The following is a 16,855-nucleotide window of genomic DNA, read 5'->3' on the forward strand; positions in this document are numbered from 1 at the left end:
GAGCGCATCGCCGGAGGTCGACGGCCATCGGCCTGGTGGCCCGCGTGTCGTGGCTTCGTGTCGTGGGCGCGGGCGCCTCGCGCCGTGCACGCTGGTTCAGATCCGTGCACGCTGGTTGAGATCACGCTCCTCATCCACGAGAATCGGCCGCCCGCACGGCGGTCGCCCCGCGGTGAGCGTCGCGCATCGCCGCGGCGCGGGCCGCGCGCGCACCGAAAGGAGCAGGAACGATGATCGAAGCTGCTGGCCCGAACGCCGACCAGATCCGTTACTGGAACGAAGTCGCCGGCCCCAAATGGGTGGTCCTCCACGACATCATCTCGGCGCAGATCCGGCCTCTGGGCCTGCTCGCCATGGATCGCGCCGGGCTCGCCCCCGGCGAGCGCGTCCTCGACATCGGCTGTGGCATCGGCGAGACCACGCTGGAGATCGGCCGGCGCGTCGGCCCGGACGGGTCCGCCGTCGGCGTCGACATCTCGGCGCCGATGCTGGGCAGCGCGCGCGAGGCGGCGCGGGCTGCGGGCGCCGCGAACGTGACGTTCTTGAACGCCGACGCGCAGACCGCGGCGCTGCCCGGTCCGTTCGATGTCCTCTATTCGCGCTTCGGCGTCATGTTCTTCGCCGAGCCCCAGGCCGCCTTCGCGAACCTGCGCGCGGCGCTGCGGGAGGGCGGCCGGCTCGCGTTCGTCTGCTGGCGGTCGCTCCAGGAGAACCCCTGGCTGCGCGTGCCCGCCACGGCCGCGGCCAAACACATCCCGCTGCCGCAGCCCGACCCGCACGCGCCGGGCCCCTTCGCGTTCGCGGACGCCGCGCGCGTGCGGGACCTCCTCTCGCGCGCGGGGTTCGTCCGGGTCCACCACGAGCCGGTCGACCGGGAGCTCTCGGTGGCAGGCGGCAGATCGCTCGACGAGACCGTGGAGTTCCTCCTGCAGATGGGTCCGACGGCCTCGGCGCTGCGGGAGGCGCAGCCCGAGCCGGCGCTCCTCGATCGCGTGCGGGCCGAGGTGCGCGAGGCCATCGCGCCCCACCAGGGCCCCGAGGGCGTGCGCATGGCAGGCGCGGTGTGGGTCGTGACGGCGGCCGTGGACTGACCCTAGTTCCGTGCCTGGCGAGGCTGGCCAGGGATCCCGAGAGATTTCAACGCAAAGGCGCAAAGGCGCAAAGGCGCAAACCAGAATTTCTTCTGTATTTTTGGGCCCTAGCGCCCATCTTCCTCTTGGCGCCTTGGCGCCTTGGCGCCTCATTGCTCGCTCGAGCAACGTGATCGGTGCTCTCGCTCAACGTGGCTCGGGCCGCGCTCTCGACGGGCGTGTCGGCTTGCCGCTCCGCGGGCGTGGGCTCGCCGCGCGCCCCCGCCCGCGGACCGGCGGCCGCCAGGCGACCTTGGCCGTCGCCAGGAAGGCCCGGGCGAGCGCCTCGGCCGTCTGAAACCTCAGCGCGGGATCGATCTGAAACGCGCGCTCGAAGAAGCCGTCCAGCTCAACGGGCAGACCCGGCGCGATCTGCGAGATCCGGGGTACCCGGCCGCCCGAGAGCAGCGTCATCTGCTCGCCCACGGTCTGGAAGGGGAGCCGCCCCGAGAGCGCCTGGTACGCCACGAGGCCGAGCGACCAGAGGTCGGCGCGGTGATCCAGCGCGTCGCCGTCGAGCTGCTCCGGGCTGATGTACTGGAGCGTGCCGAGGAGCTCGCCCGACGTCGAGGTCGCTCCTGGGCCGATCTCCTTCACAATGCCGAGATCCAGGATCTTGATCCTCTCCTCTTCATCCTCGCAGGAGATGAAGAGATTCGACGGCTTGATATCCCGATGCACGAGCCCGATCGCGTGCGCCTCCCGCAGCGCGAGGGCGATCTGTCGCAAAAAGACGGCCATTTCCTGCATGGAGAGCGGCCCGCACCGACGGATCCGCGCATCGAGGTCTTCCCCGCGCAGGAGCTCCATCACGATGAACGGCGTCCCGGCGTCGAGGTCGAAGTCCATGATCTGCACGACGAAATCCGTCTCCGAGCCGAGCTTGGCCGTCGCCCTCGCCTCGCGCGCGAACCTCGCGCGGGCCCGCGCGTCGTAGGCATACCTGTCCGACATCAACTTCAGGGCTACCGGGCGCTTCAGCTTGAGATCCAGAGCTCTCCAGATGGTCCCCATGCCGCCTGCCGAGATCCATCGTTCGGCCCTGTAGCGGCCCGCAAGCAATTTTGGAATGGCGCTGTCATGGATCATAATGTCTCTCTCCTGAGTTGACGGGTGGCCTGAGCCGGTACGTGCGTTACGACGAGCCCGCGCGTGCCTACGCGGCAGGCGCAAGGAAGGCAGAGCCGCCCCTGCGCAGCGCGAGTGTTCCGTTCCTGATGAGCTCGACGCGCCTCAGCGAACGCGCAGCTCCTCACGGGGAGGCGGCGATGCCGCTCCCGGCGTGGAGCGCGCGTGTGGGCCAGGTATGGTCTGAGACGATGGAGACAGGATGTCTACGCCGCGCCGCCCGCTGGAAACTTCGGTGGGGGCGAGTCGGCGGTCATGAACGACATTTGCAAAGCATGTGCCTCGATGCGCGCGCCCCGGCCGAGGCCACCCTTTCTGCGTACGTGGGATCCTTATCCCACCGGGGAGCTTCTCCCGTCGCCGTTCGGCGGGATGCTGGTGCCAGCGCAGCGCTGGGGTGATTCGTCACATCGTGGCAAAACCCTCGTGGCAGATTCGCCCAGTGTGCGGACACGGGTCCGACGGAGCGGCGCAGATCGCGCACCTTTTCGGCGGGTTCTTCGGATAACGCAGGATCCCGACGAGCAACGGTGAGCCGCGCTACGCGGTCCTCGAGGGTGCGCGATCTCGCGTGGTCGCACCGCACGATTTCCACCTGGGCGCGGGGCTGCTCACGCGCTCACGTGGATCCCGAGAGGAACGCGGCGACCCGCGACGCGGCGTTCTCCCTGAGGTTCATGAAGAAGAGCTGGAACTCGATCGCGTGGTAGTTCCCGTCGCCGAGCACGTGATCGAGGACGCGGCTCGGGAGGTCCCGGGGGGCAGCGCCCACGTCGTGGAGGAGGAGCGTGCCGCCCACGCACTGGGCGCCCGCGAACCCGGCGCGCGGCGCCTTGTCGTCGCTCTCGAGGAACACCGCGCCGAGGTTCAGCGCCGCGGGCGCGAGCGCTCCGTCCGTCCGCCACGACAGCGGGTTCGTGCAGAGCCGCTCGCGGGGGTCCGGCCGGTGCATCTCGAAATCGCTCGGCACGTACCCCTCGCCGCGCGCGTTCCACGCGACCACGCAGCGGACGTCATCGGCCGCTCCGCACGCCGGGATGTCGGGCGCGCGCTCGCGCAGCCCGTCGGCGCTGACCGCGCCGCCGATGAGGTAGGCCGCCACGAGCTGGTCCCGGAGCGCGGTGCCGGAGATCGCGTCGTACAGCAGCCGCTCCGCCATCACGGCCCCCTGGCTGTGGGCGGCGAGGAGAAACGGACGGCCGGCGCCGCGCCTCGCGTTGAAGGCGTCGAAGGCCCGCCTGACGTCGCCGTACGCCACCTCGATCGCGCGGTCTCCGTCGGCGGAGGGGCGCGTGAACGCCATGCCGTTCGCCTGCCGGTACCGCGGCGCGTACACCGCGCAGCAGCCGTTGAACGGCGTCGCCTGGATGCCCGTCGCGCCCCGATCGGTCGCCTCGTTGGTCGCCGCGTCCTCCGTGCCGGCGTTCCAGCCGCTGCCCACGTAGGACGTCGAGTGCACGTAAAACACGTCGGCTGCCGCGCGGCGCTGGTCCACGGCCGGCGCGCCGGTCGGCGACGGGTCCCCGGCGTCGTCCCGCTCCGGCAGCGCGCTCCAGCTCCGGGGATCCGCGTAGTCCGGCGCGGGCGGCAGCCCTGCCGCGTCGAAGCGCCCCCCTGGCGTCATCGCCAGCCGGACCAGCGCGCCGACGTTCAGCCACGCGATCGCCCCGATCGCGACGACCCCCAGACCGCCCCACAGCGCCCCTCGCACGGACTTCCTCATGATTGCGCCCCCCTCCCCCGCTCCGCGGCACGAACCCGAACGCCAGCGTGTCCCCATCGTCACATGGCATGCCTGCTCGGCCATTGACCGAAGCGCCCGGAGGGACCATGCGCTCCGCTGTATCTACTCGTCCTCTGCGAGCGACTTCCCCTGCGCGCCCAGGGCAGCCTTGAGGATCCCGACCGCCTTCGGCCCCACGCCATGGATCGCCAGCAGCGCGGCCTCCGTGAACCGCGTGAGCTGCTCCAGGCGGGAGACGCCGACGGCGGCGAGCGCCCGCGTCGCTGGCTTCCCGATGCCCTTCGGCAGCGCGGGCTCTGGTTGTTCCTTCGTTCTGCTCGGCATGCGCGTCCCCTCGGGTCCGTCGCCGCCGGCCGCGCTGGCGTCACGCTCCGGCGGCCCTCGCCCTCTTCAGACCGCGCACCAGGTTGCCAAGGCGGCGGCCGCCGTACAAGGCGGCACGCCGCCCAGCGCGCGAGATCGGGGAGCAGCGCCGGGGGGCGCCGTGCGTCTCAGGGCGCCTGCAGCTTCTCTTTGACCCACCGCCCCGATTCGGTCAGCTGGCCGTCCGACCAGGGGCCGCCCGAGCTCGCCCCTTCCCTGAGCGCGGCGCAGCTCTCGGGCTTGTCGACGATCGACCAGTTGAGCCAGCTGATGTTGTTGCTGCTCAGGAAGTTGAGCCAGGTCTGCGCCTCGCCGAGGTTCAGCGCGCCGTCCCCGCTGGCGGTGCAGGTGCCCCACTCGGTCACGAACAGCGGGAGGCCCGCGGCCAGCGCGTTCCGCGCCTTGGTGCGCAGCGACTCCTGGTGCGTGGCGGCGTAGAAGTGCAGCGTGTAGGCGATGTTCGAATAACTCCTGATCGGGTTCCTGGCGGCCACGTCCACGTCCTGCGACCACGTCGGCGTCCCGACGATCACGAGGTTCTCGGAGCCGGCGCGGCGGATCTCTCCGATCAACTCCTCCGCGTACGCCTTCACCTGATCCCAGCTCTCGTGGTCCGGCTCGTTGAAGATCTCGAAGATCACGCCGGGCTGGCCGCCGTACTCCGCCGCCATCTCCCGGAAGAAGCGCTTCGCCGCCTCCTTGTTGGCGATCGCCTCGTGATCGTGCCAGTCCACGATCACGTAGATCCCCCGGGCGATGGCGGCGTCGACGATCGTCTTGACCTTGCGCTTCTCCGCGTCCGGGTTGCGGACGTAGCCGACCCCCGAGGTGTTGACGGCCATCGCGGCGCGGATGATGCTCACATCCCAGCCGTCCACGAGCGTGTTGACGGCGGAGGTGTTGTAGAACTTCTCTCCCTCCCAGACGCTCCAGAACAGGCTCATGCCCCTGAGCTGGAGCTCTGCCCCGTGCTCGTCGACGACCCGGTTGCCCGTCACCTGCAGGCGGCCATGCTCCTCCACGGGCGTCCCCCCCGTGGCTCCCCCGGCCCCGGTCGAGGTCGTCGCGCTCGAGCTGCTGGCCACGGCCGACACCGATACGTCGCTGCCGCCGCTGCCGCTCGCGCCGCCGGTGCCGCTCGCGCCGCCGCTGCCGCTCGCGCCGCTTGCGGTGGAGCTCACGGCCGACGCCGATACGTCGCTGCCGCCGGTGCCGCTCGCGCCGCCGCTGCCGCTCGCACCGCTCGCGGTGGAGCTCACGGCCGACGTCGATGCGTCGCCGCCCGTCCCGCTCGCGGTGGAGCTCACGGTCGACGTCGATGCGTCGCCGCCGCCGTCACCGCCCGTCCCGCTCGCGGTGGAGCTCACGGCCGACGTCGACGCCTCGCTGCCGCCCGCGCCGCCGCTGCCGCCCGCGCCGCCGCTGCCGCCCGCGCCGCCGCTGCCGCCCGCGCCGCCGCTGCCGCCCGCGCCACCTGCGCCGCCGCTGCCGCCCGCGCCGCCGTCACCGCCGCTCCCCGACGACGCCGAGGTGGATATCGCGGCTGAGGTCGACGTGCCGCCGCTCGCCTGGGACGTCGACGTGGACGGGTTCGCGTCGCCGCCGCCCGACGACGAATCCCCGGGCGAGCCATCACATCCGAGCAGCATCATCGCCGGCAACGCGAGGTGCATGAAGACGCGCGACCACCGCGACCGAGCAAAGGACTCCGTAGTCAAGCCGTGACCCATCGTGCTCTCCAAGTGAAGCTCCCGGTCGATGCGCCTGGCATCGCCCAAGGGGAGTCAAGTTCAGGCATCGTGTGAATGTGAAGAAGAAGGCGGGTCCGCTGCATAGCAGGCCCGGCGCGGAGGGTGAAGGAGAAACTCGGGGGGTCAGCTTTGCTGGCGCGCGGGGGCAGGTTTACGGACGCTCTGCGACCTCCGCCCGCTTAAGGCCGAGGCGCGAGAGCCGGGCCGGGGCGTCCCCGGGCGCGGGGTGCCGGATCGCCCCTCGCGGCTCGAGCGGCGGCGCGGCCGGCTCGTTGCCGGTGACCTGCTTCAGGCCGTAAAAGCCGTTCATCGTCGCCGACAGCATCATCGCGCCGCGGCTCAGGGACCGCGCGCCGCGCGCGAGGCGCTCGAGCACCGCCGCGGGGCTGAAGGCGCGATTCCACATCTGCCGGTGGGCGGCGAGGAGCTGCTCCGGGGACATGCGCGCCGGCCGGAAGGCGACCCCGTAGCCGCTGTAATGGGGCCAGTCGCGCTCTTCCAGGATCCGCCCGTCCCGCAGGTGCTCGTCGTACAGCGGCGTGCCCCGGAACGGCGTGAGGATGCTCAGGAACGGCACGTCGACGCCGATCTCGTTCAGCCGACCGGCCGTGGCGGCGATGACCTCCGGCGTCTGATCGTCGAAGCCGGAGATGAAGCCTGCCATCACGCAGATCCCGCGATCGTGCAGCTTGCGGATGGCCTCGCGGTACTCGCGCACGCGGTTCTGGCGCTTGTCGACGCTCTTCAGATCGGCCTCGTCGAGGCTCTCGATGCCGAGGAAGATGCCGATGCAGCCGGACCGCTCCATCGCGTCGAGTAGCTCCCGGTCCTTGACGATATCGATCGAAGCCTGCGTGAGCCACCAGCGGTCGAGCCCGGCGAGCTCGCGCAGGAGCTCCTTGGCCCAGCGGCGGTGGACGAGCAGGTTGTCGTCCCAGAACCAGGCGACCTTCTCCTGCCAGAAGTGGGGGAAATGCGTGGTGGCGATGTCGCGGATCACCTCGTCGACGGGGCGCACGCGGAAGCCGGGGTTGAGGTCGGGCACCGTGCAGAAGCTGCACGTGAACGGGCAGCCGCGCGTCGCCTGGAGCACGCGGGGGACGAGGAAGCGGCGCTCGAGCAGATCGTAGCGAGGGGTCGGCAGCCCGGCGAGCGAGGTCGGCTCGCCGTGGTAGACGCGCCGGTGTGTGCCTCGCGCGAGATCGCGCAGGACCGTGGGCCAGACGGCCTCGGCCTCCCCGGTGACCACCACGTCCACGTGCTCCAGCGCCTCTTCGATCCAGTACGAAACGTGCGGCCCGCCAGCGACGACGCGCACGCCGAGCGCGCGGTACTGATCGGCGAGCGTGTAGGCGCGCCGCGCGAAGCCGGAGAAGAACGAGAGCGCGACCACGTCCGGCGCGGCGTCGACGGGGACGGGGCGCACCTGCTCGTGGAAGAGCTCGACCTCGTGCTCCGGCGGGGTGATCGCCGCGAGGTGGATCCCGGTGACCGGAGGGACGAAGTGGAAGTGGTGCCCCCTGCGATAACGGGGGACGTAACTCACGACAATCCTCACCTTCATGAGCACCTCCTCGGGGTGATGCGCCTCCTCGGACCGGCCCGCGAGATGACGACGTGGGTCCGCGGGCGGACGGAGTCCGATGAGGCGCGCTCAGCGTAACGGAAGGCGGCCCACGCGGATTCCAGGAGCGGGAGGAGCTATCGTGGAGGGACGGTGATGCGCGCGTGCGGGAGCCGAGGAAGCGAACGTCCCGGGAGCCAGAGGCTCCCTGCCGGGATAACGACGCCGACGGCTCAACGTGCGGGCGTCGGCTCGCGAGCTTTCGAGAGCTGATGGTTGAGGTGGCTGCGCACCGTCGGCCACTCCGAAGCGATGATGCTGTACACGCACGTGTCGCGCAGCGTGCCGTCAGACGCGCGACGATGGCTGCGCAAGACGCCATCGAGCTTCGCGCCCAGGCGCTCGATCGCGCGCCGGCTCTGCTGGTTGAAGAAATGCGTCCGGAACTCCACCGCGATGCACTCCAGCGCCTCGAACGCGTGTTGCAACAGCAGCAGCTTGCATTCGGTGTTGAGCGCGGTGCGCTGCACGCTCTTGCGGTACCACGTCGAGCCGATCTCCACGCGTCGATTGGCTGCGTCGATGTCCATGTACGTGGTCATGCCGACCGCGCGGCCGCTCCGCGCATCGATCACGACGAACGGCAGCATCGAACCGGAGCGCTGAAGGGACAACCGACGCTCGATCTCGTCGCGCATGCCTTCAGGGCGCGGGATGTAGGTGTACCAAAGATCCCACAGCTCGCCGTCGCGCACGGCGTCGACGAGATCATCGTGGTAAGCGTGAGCAAGCGGCTCGAGCGCTGCATGGCGCCCGCGCAAGGTGACGGGTTCCGGCCAGAGCATGCAATGTCCTTCTTGGATGGGGCGGGTACATTTTACCCGAGGGGGCTGCTTGTCAAGTTACCCGCCGGGAGTCGAGAGAGGGCGTCCCGTCGTCGTCGGTCGTGCTCATGCTGGATCACTCCTCGGGGCTCTCCCGCGTTGAGGTGAAGCTGGCCTGTATGAACTGCACGTAATGAGCGCGCATGCGCTCGAACTCCTCGATGACCCTGGGCGCTTTGAACCAGTACATCATCCTGCCGCCGCGACCGGATCACGGGGCGATGCCGACGATCAACTCCTGGTGATAATTGTAGTTCGCACCGCCAGGGTTCAGCCTGTAGGGGTGATACCAGCCATCGTAGCTGCTGGCCCCTTCGCCCTTCCAGCCCCAGTTGACGTGCAGGTACTGATACAAGTAACGGGTCTCGCAGTAATAGTTCTCCTCGTACCCGTCCACGACCCACGCGTGGCCGCCGCAGGTCGGGAATCCCAAGAAGTCACAGTCTCTGGTGCCGGACATGATCACCGGTCTGTTGGCGTCGATCTCTTGCTTCACCGTCGAGAAGCTGAAATCGACGAGCCGCGCAGAGGTGGAGTACCCTAGATCCTCCAGCGCGTCGTCGACGTCCGACATGGAGGCTCCCGAGCCGCTCGCGCCGTAATGCATGCCCACGCGATCGCCGACGCTCCGCAGCAAGCGGGAGGTCTCCGCGGAGCCACTGGAGTCGGGCATGGCCGCCCAGTCGTAGCCGCCAGGATATCGATGGTACTTCATGATCTGCCCCATGGCCACCGCCACGCACCCCGCCCAGGCGCGGCCGCACGGCCCGCCGCTGGCTGTCGGAGCCTCGTCGTTGTAACCGCAGCCCTGGTGCCACCGTGTCTGGACGTTCAACAACTTCGAATACTCGTAATAGTCCGTGCACCCAGGACCGCCGCCGACGACGAGCCCCTGGGTGACGTCATCGGTGAGGCGCTCAGGCGGCTCGTGAGACGACGGAGCCGCGAGCGTCCCGCTCCTGAGGCCGCGGGTGCTCTCCCTGGCGTGGTCCATCCACTCGGCCACCCCTCCGGGCAGCGCCGCCTCCCTGAGCGCTGCCATGTCGAACGCGCCCTCCTCTGCGTAAGCGAGGATCGGGGGTTGCCGCCTGTCCGCGGACACGACGGCAAAGCCGCCTTCCGTGAAGTTGAAGACGTAGAGCACGGGCACGTCGCCGTCGCGCTCCACATGGCTCTCGGCAACCTGCCGACCCCGGCTCGCAGCGGCCTTTCTGGCGAGGAACCCCGCCGCCAAGCCGCTGGCCTCCTCCATCGGGATCAGGTCGGGGTCGGCGCCGAGGACCTCGTCGCGCGCCGTCGTGTCCTCGCCATCCTCACGGTCGCCAAGCTCGACCAGCTCGATCGGCTCGGCCGCGCAGCCCACGTGCAGGAGCACGAGGGCCGTCAGGGAGTAAAGAAATGACCTTCGCTGTCCAACGTTGCGCATGTTCATGATGCTTCCCCTCGAATCCGCTCGATATCCATCGAGCTCTCCGGAGCTCTATCGAGTCGTTCGATTCGTGGCTTCAGCAACGCATGTGCCATACGGCATTGACCGGCTGCGCAATCGCCGTTCGTCGCCGTCGCGGTCCGCGAGAGCGGCGTCTCCGCACGGCCCCGCTCCGCCCGCGCCTCGCGCGGTCGCAGGTGGCCTCCGTCGTCGTCTGCTGGAGCGGACCCGGTCCGCGGCGACGGAGTCCGCTCCAGCGGACTCGGCTGCCCTCTGCCGCGGCGGTGAGCCGGGCTGACCAGGGCGCGACGCCCCCGCCCAATCACGGTATCTCCTCCGCGCCGCTGGTCTCGAGGGCGAGGGCGCAGCACCAGGTCCACGTCGTCCACCCGTGGCGCCGGCGACGAGGTGACGTGGCGACGGGAGCGTGGATCCGGGCTAGGATCTCCGCGCGAGGTGAATCCATGCGCTTGCTCGTCTCGATCGACTCTTGGACTGCGAGGCTCCTCTCGGTGCTGGCGATCACGCCGGTCATGGGCTGCGACGTCGAGGTGACGGACGGCGGCCCGGGTGGAGGCTCGGGCAGCACCACCACCTCCTCTTCCGCCTCCGGAGGGGGCACGGGCTCCGGAGGAAGCACGGGGACCGGCTCCTCCGAGGCGTTCGATTTCTTCTGCGACGATCCCGAGCCCGTCGTCATCGCGGGCCAGAACACGGGGTACGTGCGCTGCGCCGGCGGCTGGCTGCACCGCGCGGAGGTCGTCGCCTGCCCGAGCCCGCTCCCGCGCGCCGAGTCGTGCGAGGACCCGCTCGGCGGCGAGGGGAATTGCAAGAGCGACGCGGACTGCACCGACCAGCCGAACGGCTACTGCGCCACCTCCACCGGAGGCGAGGTGCTCCCGGGGTGCTTCTGCCACTACGGGTGTACGACCGACGCGGACTGCGGCGCGGGGCAGATCTGCCTGTGCGGCGATCCCGTCGGGCAATGCGTGATCTCCTCGTGCACCAGCGACGACGACTGCGGCCGCCTGCTCTGCTCCAGCTACGTCCTGAACCCCGGCTGCGACGGGATCGGCTTCGCCTGCCAGACGCCCGCCGACGAGTGCGCCGTCGACGCGGACTGCCCCGGCGACGAGCAATGCTCGCTGGAGGGCCTGCGCCACACCTGCACGGAGCCGCTCTGCGTGATCGGCCGGCCGTTCCTCGTGGACGGCGTCGAGCGCACCGCCGGGACCGCGGCGCGCGGCGACTGGCGCGCGCCGGCGGCCGCGCTCCCGGGGTCGCCTCGCCAGGACGTGCTCTCGGACACGCAGCGCGCCGCGCTCGCCGCCCACTGGACACGCGCCGCGCTCCTCGAGCACGCATCCATCGCCGCGTTCGCCCGCTTCGCCCTCCAGCTGCTCTCGCTCGGCGCGCCGCCGGAGCTCGTCGCCGCCGCGCAGGCCGCCATGGGCGACGAGACCGAGCACGCGCGCCTCTGCTTCGCGCTGGCGAGCGCGTTCGCCGGCCGCGACGTCGGCCCGGGGCCGCTCTCCATCGACGGCGCGCTCGGCGGCGCAGACCCGCGCGCCATCCTCGTGACCGCCGTCCGCGAGGGGTGCATCGGCGAGACCGTCGCCGCGATCGAGGCGGCCGAGGCCGCCCTCCACGCGACCGATCCCGCGGTCCGGAGCGCCCTCGAGAAGATCGCCGAGGACGAGACGCGCCACGCCGAGCTCGCGTTCCGGTTCGCCGCCTGGATGATCGACCGCGATCCGGCCCTCGCGGGCGTCGTCGCCGACGAGCTCGCCGCCGCCGCGCAGCGCGCCCCCGCCGCGCCCGACGCGCCTGACGACGATCGCGGCGACGCCGCCGGCACGCTCGGCTTCGGCGTGCTCTCGCCACGGCAGCGGCGCGAGATCCGCGAGCGCGCGCTCGCCCAGGTCGTCGCGCCGTGCGCGCGGGCGCTGCTCGCGCGCGCGCCGCTGCCCGGCGATCTCCGCGGCCCGCGATCGGCCGCCGGGGGCGACGCGCCCCGGCCCGGCGCGCCTCAGCGCGACGAGATCGAGAGCTTCGCGACGAAGAGCTGACCTTTCTCGCGCTCCACCGTGCAGTTCAGGAGCTTGAACGTTGCGCTGGAGGAGCCCGCGACGAACACGTCGGTCCCGAAGACGGCGAGCGCCTGGATCTCCTGGTCTCCCGGGCCGCTGAACCCGCCGAGCCACTCCAGCTCGCCGTCCTCGCCCCGGAAGCGCGCAAGGAAGGAGTCCTCGCCCCCGGCCTCGCCGCGCAGCGGCGGGACGTCCCCGCCGAGCCCCAGCCGCTCCTGGAACTGCCCGGCGACGACGACCTCATCGACCTGATCGGCGGCGCCGGAGTCGACGGTCTGCGCCCAGCGCACCGCGCCGCCATCGACGTGGTGCGCCCACCTCACCGCGCCCGCCTCGTCCAGCGAGACAAGGAACCCGTCTATTCCATCACCACTGGAAATAGGCTGCCCTTCGGCGCCGCCGAGGTCGATCTCTCCCTCGAACGAGCCGACCAGGTAACTGCCGGCGCCGTGCGGCGCGACGGACGCGACGCGCTGATCGCCCGGGAGCGACGCGTAGTGCTGGACCCGGAGCTGCGCGCCCTCGCCGACGGAGGCATCGCAGATCCAGGCGGACGGAAACGCGGCCACGAAGGCGTCGGTCCCCTGCGCCGGCCCCCCGCCGGGCGGCAGAAGCTCCTGGGACCCCGGGAACCCGAGCCGGACCCGGCCCTCGAACCCGGAGGCGACGAACGCCTCGCCGGAGAGCACCCGCAGCGCGAACGGCTCGAAGCGCGCGCCCATGAGGCCCGGGAAGACGGCGTCGCAGGGGCCCTCCAGCGTCTGCGCGTCGTAGCTGGACAGGCCCAGGTTCGCCCCGCCCTGGAGCGACGTCAGGACGACGACGCGGTTGCCGTCCACGGCGACGCCGCCCGCGTGGTCCAGCTCGCCGGAGCCGCGCGTCACGCAGGTCGCGACCCCGCCGGGATCGTTCTTGTCGATCCTCGCCAGGAACGTCTCCTCGGCGCCCGCCTCGTCGGGCAACCCGCAGCCTCCGCCGAAGGACAGGCTGCCCGTGAAATCGCCCGCCACGTACACGGCGGCGCCGCCCAGCGCGATCGAGGTGGCCCGATGGACGTGGGTCCCGCTGTCGTTCTGGGCGTTCCCGAAGCGCTTGCTCCAGAGGTGGTTCCCGTCCCGCGCCAGGTGCGCGACGAAGACGTCCTCGCTGTCGCCCCCGGCCCTGAGCTCCTCGCCCCCGGCGACGTCGATGTCGCCCTTGAAGCCGCCCGAAAGCCACAACGTGCCGTCGCGATCGGCCGCGATCCCGCCGAGCCGGGTGTCGGCGTCGCCGAAGGACATCGCCCACTGGCACGTGTAGCCGGGGCCGCTGAACGCGCCCTCGCCGGTCTCCTCCTCGCCGATGTACTGAAGGCCGGCGATCTCGGCGCAGCCCGCGCCGCTCGCCACGACAAGGGCGCTCGCCAGCGAGAGCCGCGCGCAGCGCCGTTCGAACCTCATCTGCATCACGACACCCCGAGGACGGTGATCAGAACACCCCAAGGACCGATCCGCCGAAGACCCCCGGCGCGATCTCGACGCGAGCGCTCGCGCGCGGAGCGGCCTCCGGCAACGTCAGCCAGAGGACGGCGGTGCCGGCGAGCGCCGCGCCCGCGGCGATGAACGAGAAATCGGAGACGGTCGAGTAGGACATCGCCCTGCTGGACAGGTCGTGGACCCGCTGCGGACAGCCCCGGTAACGCGCCGGGTTGTCGCAGCCCGCCGACGCGTCCTCCACCTTGTCCCAGGTGGTGATCGCGAGCACCCCGAACGTGGTCCCGAGCGCGACGCCCGCCAGCGTGAGCCCGCCCGTGACCCACATCAGGTTGCGGTGGATCGGATCCGGCCGCGATCGGTCCGGCGCCGGCCAGCGCCGCCGGACGCTGCCGGACGCTGCCGGCGCGGGCTCCGGCGCCCCCTCGCTGGCGCCCTCGGCCGGCGCGAGCGCTGCGATCTCGACCGCGACGCGCTCGCCCGGCCGGCTCACCTCGACCTCGCGCGTGAAGGTGCGCCTGCCGGGCGCGGTCGCGGTGACCAGGCGCCTCCCCGGCGCGACCGGCTGGGGCTCGCCGAGGCGCCGCGCCGGGTCGCCGTCGATCGTCACCTCGAACCCCGGCAGCTCCTTCACCTCGCCCGACACGCTGATCGTGAGCGCCGGGAGCCGCTCGGCCACCGCCGCCGAGCGCGCGCGCGCCTCCGCGCCCCGCTTCGCGTCGCCGCCCGCCGCCTCGGCCGCGGCGACGTCGGTGTAGAGGGCCCACGCGCTCGCGAGGCGGCCCGTGCTCTCGTGGCACCGCGCGAGCTCGAGCTTCGTCCCGGCCGACGGGACCAGCCGATCGCTCTCCTCGAGCTTCGGACAGGCCGCCTCGGGGCGACCGCTCGCCAAGAGCTCCTGCGCCTGCCGGCGCAGCAGGTCGGCGTCGGCGCGCACCGCGGGGGTCGGCCGGACCGGAGCCGCAGAGGTCGGCCGGACCGGAGCCGCAGAGGTCGGCTGGGCCGGGGCCGCGGGGGTCGGCTGGGCCCGGACCGCGACCGCCGGCGCCGAGGCGGCCAGCGCGCCGAGGAGCCCGAGCGCGGCGCGCCCGAGGCGCCGCCGCGCCGCGGGGCGGGCGCTGCGCGGCGCGGGAGAGCGGCAGGATCCTCTGCTGGTCTCTTCAGGCATCGAGTCCCCTGGACGGTCGGCGAGCAGCAGCGGTGTCACGCCCCGCGCTGGACCGCGACGACCGATAACAGGGCACCGCGGGGATCGCCAGGCGAAAGGCGCCGCGCCGGAGCCGCTGCCCGCAGGGCGGACGCCGGCGCCGGCCGCGGCCGGCCATGTCCACCCCGCTCCACCCCGCTCCACCCCGCGAGGCGCGCGAGACGTGTTTGCCGCGGGCCGACTCCCCTCTATCCTGGCGCGCGGACGCGGCGCGCTGGCGCGCCGCGGCGACGGGAGCCGGAAGAGAGGGCGCGCCCGCATGATCAAGTCCACCACCCCGCCCAGGAAGCCTTCGCCGAAGAGGCCCGCGGCGCCGCCCCGGGCGGCCGCCGCGTTCAACCGGATCGCGCCCGAGCTCGGGGAGCTGAGCGCCGCCGCGCTCGCGCCGATCGCGATCGACCTGCCGCGCGCGGTCGCGCTGGTGCTCGGCGCGCTGCCGGGCCTCACGGCGCTGCGCCCGGCGATCGTGAAGCAGCTGCCCGAGCACAAGATCGCGCTGCTCGACAAGCTGGAGCTCTACGCGCTCGCCGCCTGGTACGCGCACCTGCTCGCGCTGCCCGAGTCGGGCCCGGGCCACGAGGTGAAGCCGCTGCTCGACGAGGCGGTCGCGCTGCGCGCGAGCCTGCTCGACGACGCCGACGATCTCGCCCGGCGCGGGCTGTTCGATAAGGACGCCGTCGACGACATCCGCGCCGGCGAGGGCCACGTCGACACCGCGAACGATCTCGTCGCCCTGTCGGCGCTGTTCAACCACAACTGGCCGGAGATCGCGGGCAGGACGGGGGCGACCGAGGACGAGGTGAAGCGCGCCGGAGAGCTCGGGCCGAAGCTGCTCGCGGCGCTCGGCGTGCGCCAGCACCACGGCGCAGACCCGGGCTCCGACGCCGTCGCCGCCGACCGCCGCGCGCGCGCCGTGGCGCTGTTCGTGCGCGCCTACGAGCAGACGCGGCGCGCGGTGACCTACCTGCGCTGGGACGAGGGCGACGCCGAGCTCATCGCCCCGTCGCTGCAAAAGAAAGAGCGGAACGGCCGCCCGGCGAGCGAGTAGAGTCCCCCATGCCCGCCCCGAAGAAGAAGAAGCGGCCCACCAAGAGCGCGCCTGCCAGGCCCCGCCCGGACGAGGCGTGGATCGGCGGCTTCTTCTCCCTCCGCACCTTCGTCCACGAGGGCGACGAGGCGTACCGGCCCGAGGCGGTCGTCTGGATGACCGAGCGGGGCGCCGTCCTCGGCTGCGTCGCGCTCCGCCCGGGCGACGCCGTGGCGGGCGCGGTCGACAGCTTCGAGGCCGCCGCCCGCGAGCCCATGGAGGGCGAGCCGCGCCTGCCCCGGCGCGTGCGCGTGGCGTCGCCCGCGCTCGCCGACGCGCTCCGCGCGCGGATCGACCCGGCGATCGAGGTGCGCGTCGCGCCGACGCCGGAGATCGACGCCGTGGCCGAGGACCTGGAGGCGCACCTCGGCGAGCGGGACGGCCGGCCGCCGCCGAGCTTCCTCGGGGGCGGCATCGAGGCGGATGCCATGGCGTCGTTCTTCCGCGCGGCGGCCGCGCTCTACCGGGCGGCGCCGTGGAAGGCCGTGCCGAGCGACGCCGACGTCATGGCCCTGTCGATGCCGTCGCTCGGCGCGCGCGACCTCGCGCTCTGCGTCGTCGGGCAGGCCGGCCAGGGCCACGGCGTGCTCCTCTTCGAGGGCGCGCGGGGGTTCGAGCTCTACCTCGAGGAGATCGAGAAGCTTGAGGGCAAGCCCCCCGCGTCGCTGCCGGCGGGCTTCTTCTCGCTGAGCTTCGACCGCGCGGACGACCTGCACCCCGCCCTGCGCGCCGAGGTCGCCGAGCAGCGGTGGGAGCTGGCCGGGCCGGACGCCTACCCCACGCTCGCGATGGTCGACGAGGACCTCATCGGCCGCAAGCCGACGCCGCGGGAGCTCACGGCCTCCGAGGCGCTCGCGCTCGGCCTCGTCGAGCTGATGAAGCGGCGCAAGGAGCTCGCGAAGGCCTTCCGCGGCGGCGACCCGGTGGAGGTGAGCTGCGTCGTCTCGACCCACGCCGGCCCGGTGGAGGTGCTGTTCCGCGCGCCCCACCCGGGGCGCAGCTGACC

14 protein-coding genes are annotated in these 16,855 nt (G+C 72.2%); 5 read left to right on the forward strand and 9 right to left on the reverse strand.

Features of this window, described 5'->3' with window-relative positions:
- The first annotated feature begins 230 nt into the window (after nt 1–230).
- Nucleotides 231–1,091: a class I SAM-dependent methyltransferase gene (locus WMF43_RS27960; protein WP_437669115.1), complete on the forward strand. Its 861-nt coding sequence runs from the start codon at nt 231–233 to the stop codon at nt 1,089–1,091.
- Nucleotides 1,092–1,277: 186 nt separating this feature from the next.
- Here the strand turns inward: WMF43_RS27960 and WMF43_RS27965 are convergent, their stop codons facing one another.
- The 4 genes from WMF43_RS27965 to WMF43_RS27980 form a co-directional block, all read right to left on the reverse strand.
- Complete coding sequence (locus tag WMF43_RS27965; RefSeq protein ID WP_437669116.1) at nt 1,278–2,219, reverse strand: serine/threonine-protein kinase; 942 nt, start codon at nt 2,217–2,219, stop codon at nt 1,278–1,280.
- A 658-nt stretch (nt 2,220–2,877) separates the two neighbouring features.
- Nucleotides 2,878–3,981: a DUF3089 domain-containing protein gene (locus WMF43_RS27970; RefSeq protein ID WP_437669118.1), complete on the reverse strand. Its 1,104-nt coding sequence runs from the start codon at nt 3,979–3,981 to the stop codon at nt 2,878–2,880.
- Between the two features lie 123 nt (nt 3,982–4,104).
- Nucleotides 4,105–4,326: a DNA-binding protein gene (locus WMF43_RS27975; RefSeq protein ID WP_437669119.1), complete on the reverse strand. Its 222-nt coding sequence runs from the start codon at nt 4,324–4,326 to the stop codon at nt 4,105–4,107.
- Nucleotides 4,327–4,493: 167 nt separating this feature from the next.
- Nucleotides 4,494–5,387, reverse strand: coding sequence for a glycoside hydrolase family 5 protein (locus tag WMF43_RS27980; protein ID WP_437669121.1), 894 nt, complete (start codon nt 5,385–5,387; stop codon nt 4,494–4,496).
- Nucleotides 5,388–5,400: 13 nt separating this feature from the next.
- Here WMF43_RS27980 and WMF43_RS27985 point away from each other — a divergent pair, with 13 nt between their 5' ends.
- Complete coding sequence (locus tag WMF43_RS27985; protein WP_437669123.1) at nt 5,401–6,090, forward strand: hypothetical protein; 690 nt, start codon at nt 5,401–5,403, stop codon at nt 6,088–6,090.
- Between the two features lie 177 nt (nt 6,091–6,267).
- On the opposite strand, the gene WMF43_RS27990 is transcribed toward WMF43_RS27985, so the two are convergent.
- The 3 genes from WMF43_RS27990 to WMF43_RS28000 all read right to left on the reverse strand — a co-directional run bounded on the left by WMF43_RS27990 (nt 6,268) and on the right by WMF43_RS28000 (nt 9,990).
- Nucleotides 6,268–7,680 (reverse strand): B12-binding domain-containing radical SAM protein, encoded by a 1,413-nt coding sequence (locus WMF43_RS27990; protein ID WP_437669125.1) that lies wholly within the window; start codon nt 7,678–7,680, stop codon nt 6,268–6,270.
- A gap of 233 nt (nt 7,681–7,913) precedes the next feature.
- Nucleotides 7,914–8,525 (reverse strand): GNAT family N-acetyltransferase, encoded by a 612-nt coding sequence (locus WMF43_RS27995; protein ID WP_437669127.1) that lies wholly within the window; start codon nt 8,523–8,525, stop codon nt 7,914–7,916.
- 250 nt (nt 8,526–8,775) lie between these two features.
- Complete coding sequence (locus WMF43_RS28000; protein WP_437669129.1) at nt 8,776–9,990, reverse strand: C10 family peptidase; 1,215 nt, start codon at nt 9,988–9,990, stop codon at nt 8,776–8,778.
- Between the two features lie 467 nt (nt 9,991–10,457).
- On the opposite strand from WMF43_RS28000, the gene WMF43_RS28005 reads away from it, so the two are divergent.
- Nucleotides 10,458–12,062: a ferritin-like domain-containing protein gene (locus WMF43_RS28005; RefSeq protein ID WP_437669131.1), complete on the forward strand. Its 1,605-nt coding sequence runs from the start codon at nt 10,458–10,460 to the stop codon at nt 12,060–12,062.
- Here WMF43_RS28005 and WMF43_RS28010 read toward each other — a convergent pair.
- Entirely contained in the window at nt 12,023–13,522 is a 1,500-nt protein-coding gene (locus tag WMF43_RS28010) for a hypothetical protein (protein WP_437669133.1), read from the reverse strand. The two genes, WMF43_RS28005 and WMF43_RS28010, sit on opposite strands and share 40 nt — an antisense overlap.
- 28 nt (nt 13,523–13,550) lie before the next feature.
- Nucleotides 13,551–14,723 (reverse strand): hypothetical protein, encoded by a 1,173-nt coding sequence (locus WMF43_RS28015; RefSeq protein WP_437669134.1) that lies wholly within the window; start codon nt 14,721–14,723, stop codon nt 13,551–13,553.
- A gap of 298 nt (nt 14,724–15,021) precedes the next feature.
- Here WMF43_RS28015 and WMF43_RS28020 point away from each other — a divergent pair, with 298 nt between their 5' ends.
- Both WMF43_RS28020 and WMF43_RS28025 read left to right on the forward strand, forming a co-directional pair.
- Nucleotides 15,022–15,810 (forward strand): hypothetical protein, encoded by a 789-nt coding sequence (locus WMF43_RS28020; protein WP_437669136.1) that lies wholly within the window; start codon nt 15,022–15,024, stop codon nt 15,808–15,810.
- Between the two features lie 8 nt (nt 15,811–15,818).
- Nucleotides 15,819–16,853, forward strand: a complete 1,035-nt coding sequence (locus WMF43_RS28025; protein WP_437669138.1) for a DUF7309 domain-containing protein — start codon at nt 15,819–15,821, stop codon at nt 16,851–16,853.
- The last annotated feature ends 2 nt before the right edge of the window (nt 16,854–16,855 follow it).

Origin of the sequence: Sorangium sp. So ce131, from assembly GCF_051519095.1 — a bacterium.
In the GTDB taxonomy this organism is placed as follows: domain Bacteria; phylum Myxococcota_A; class Polyangia; order Polyangiales; family Polyangiaceae; genus Sorangium.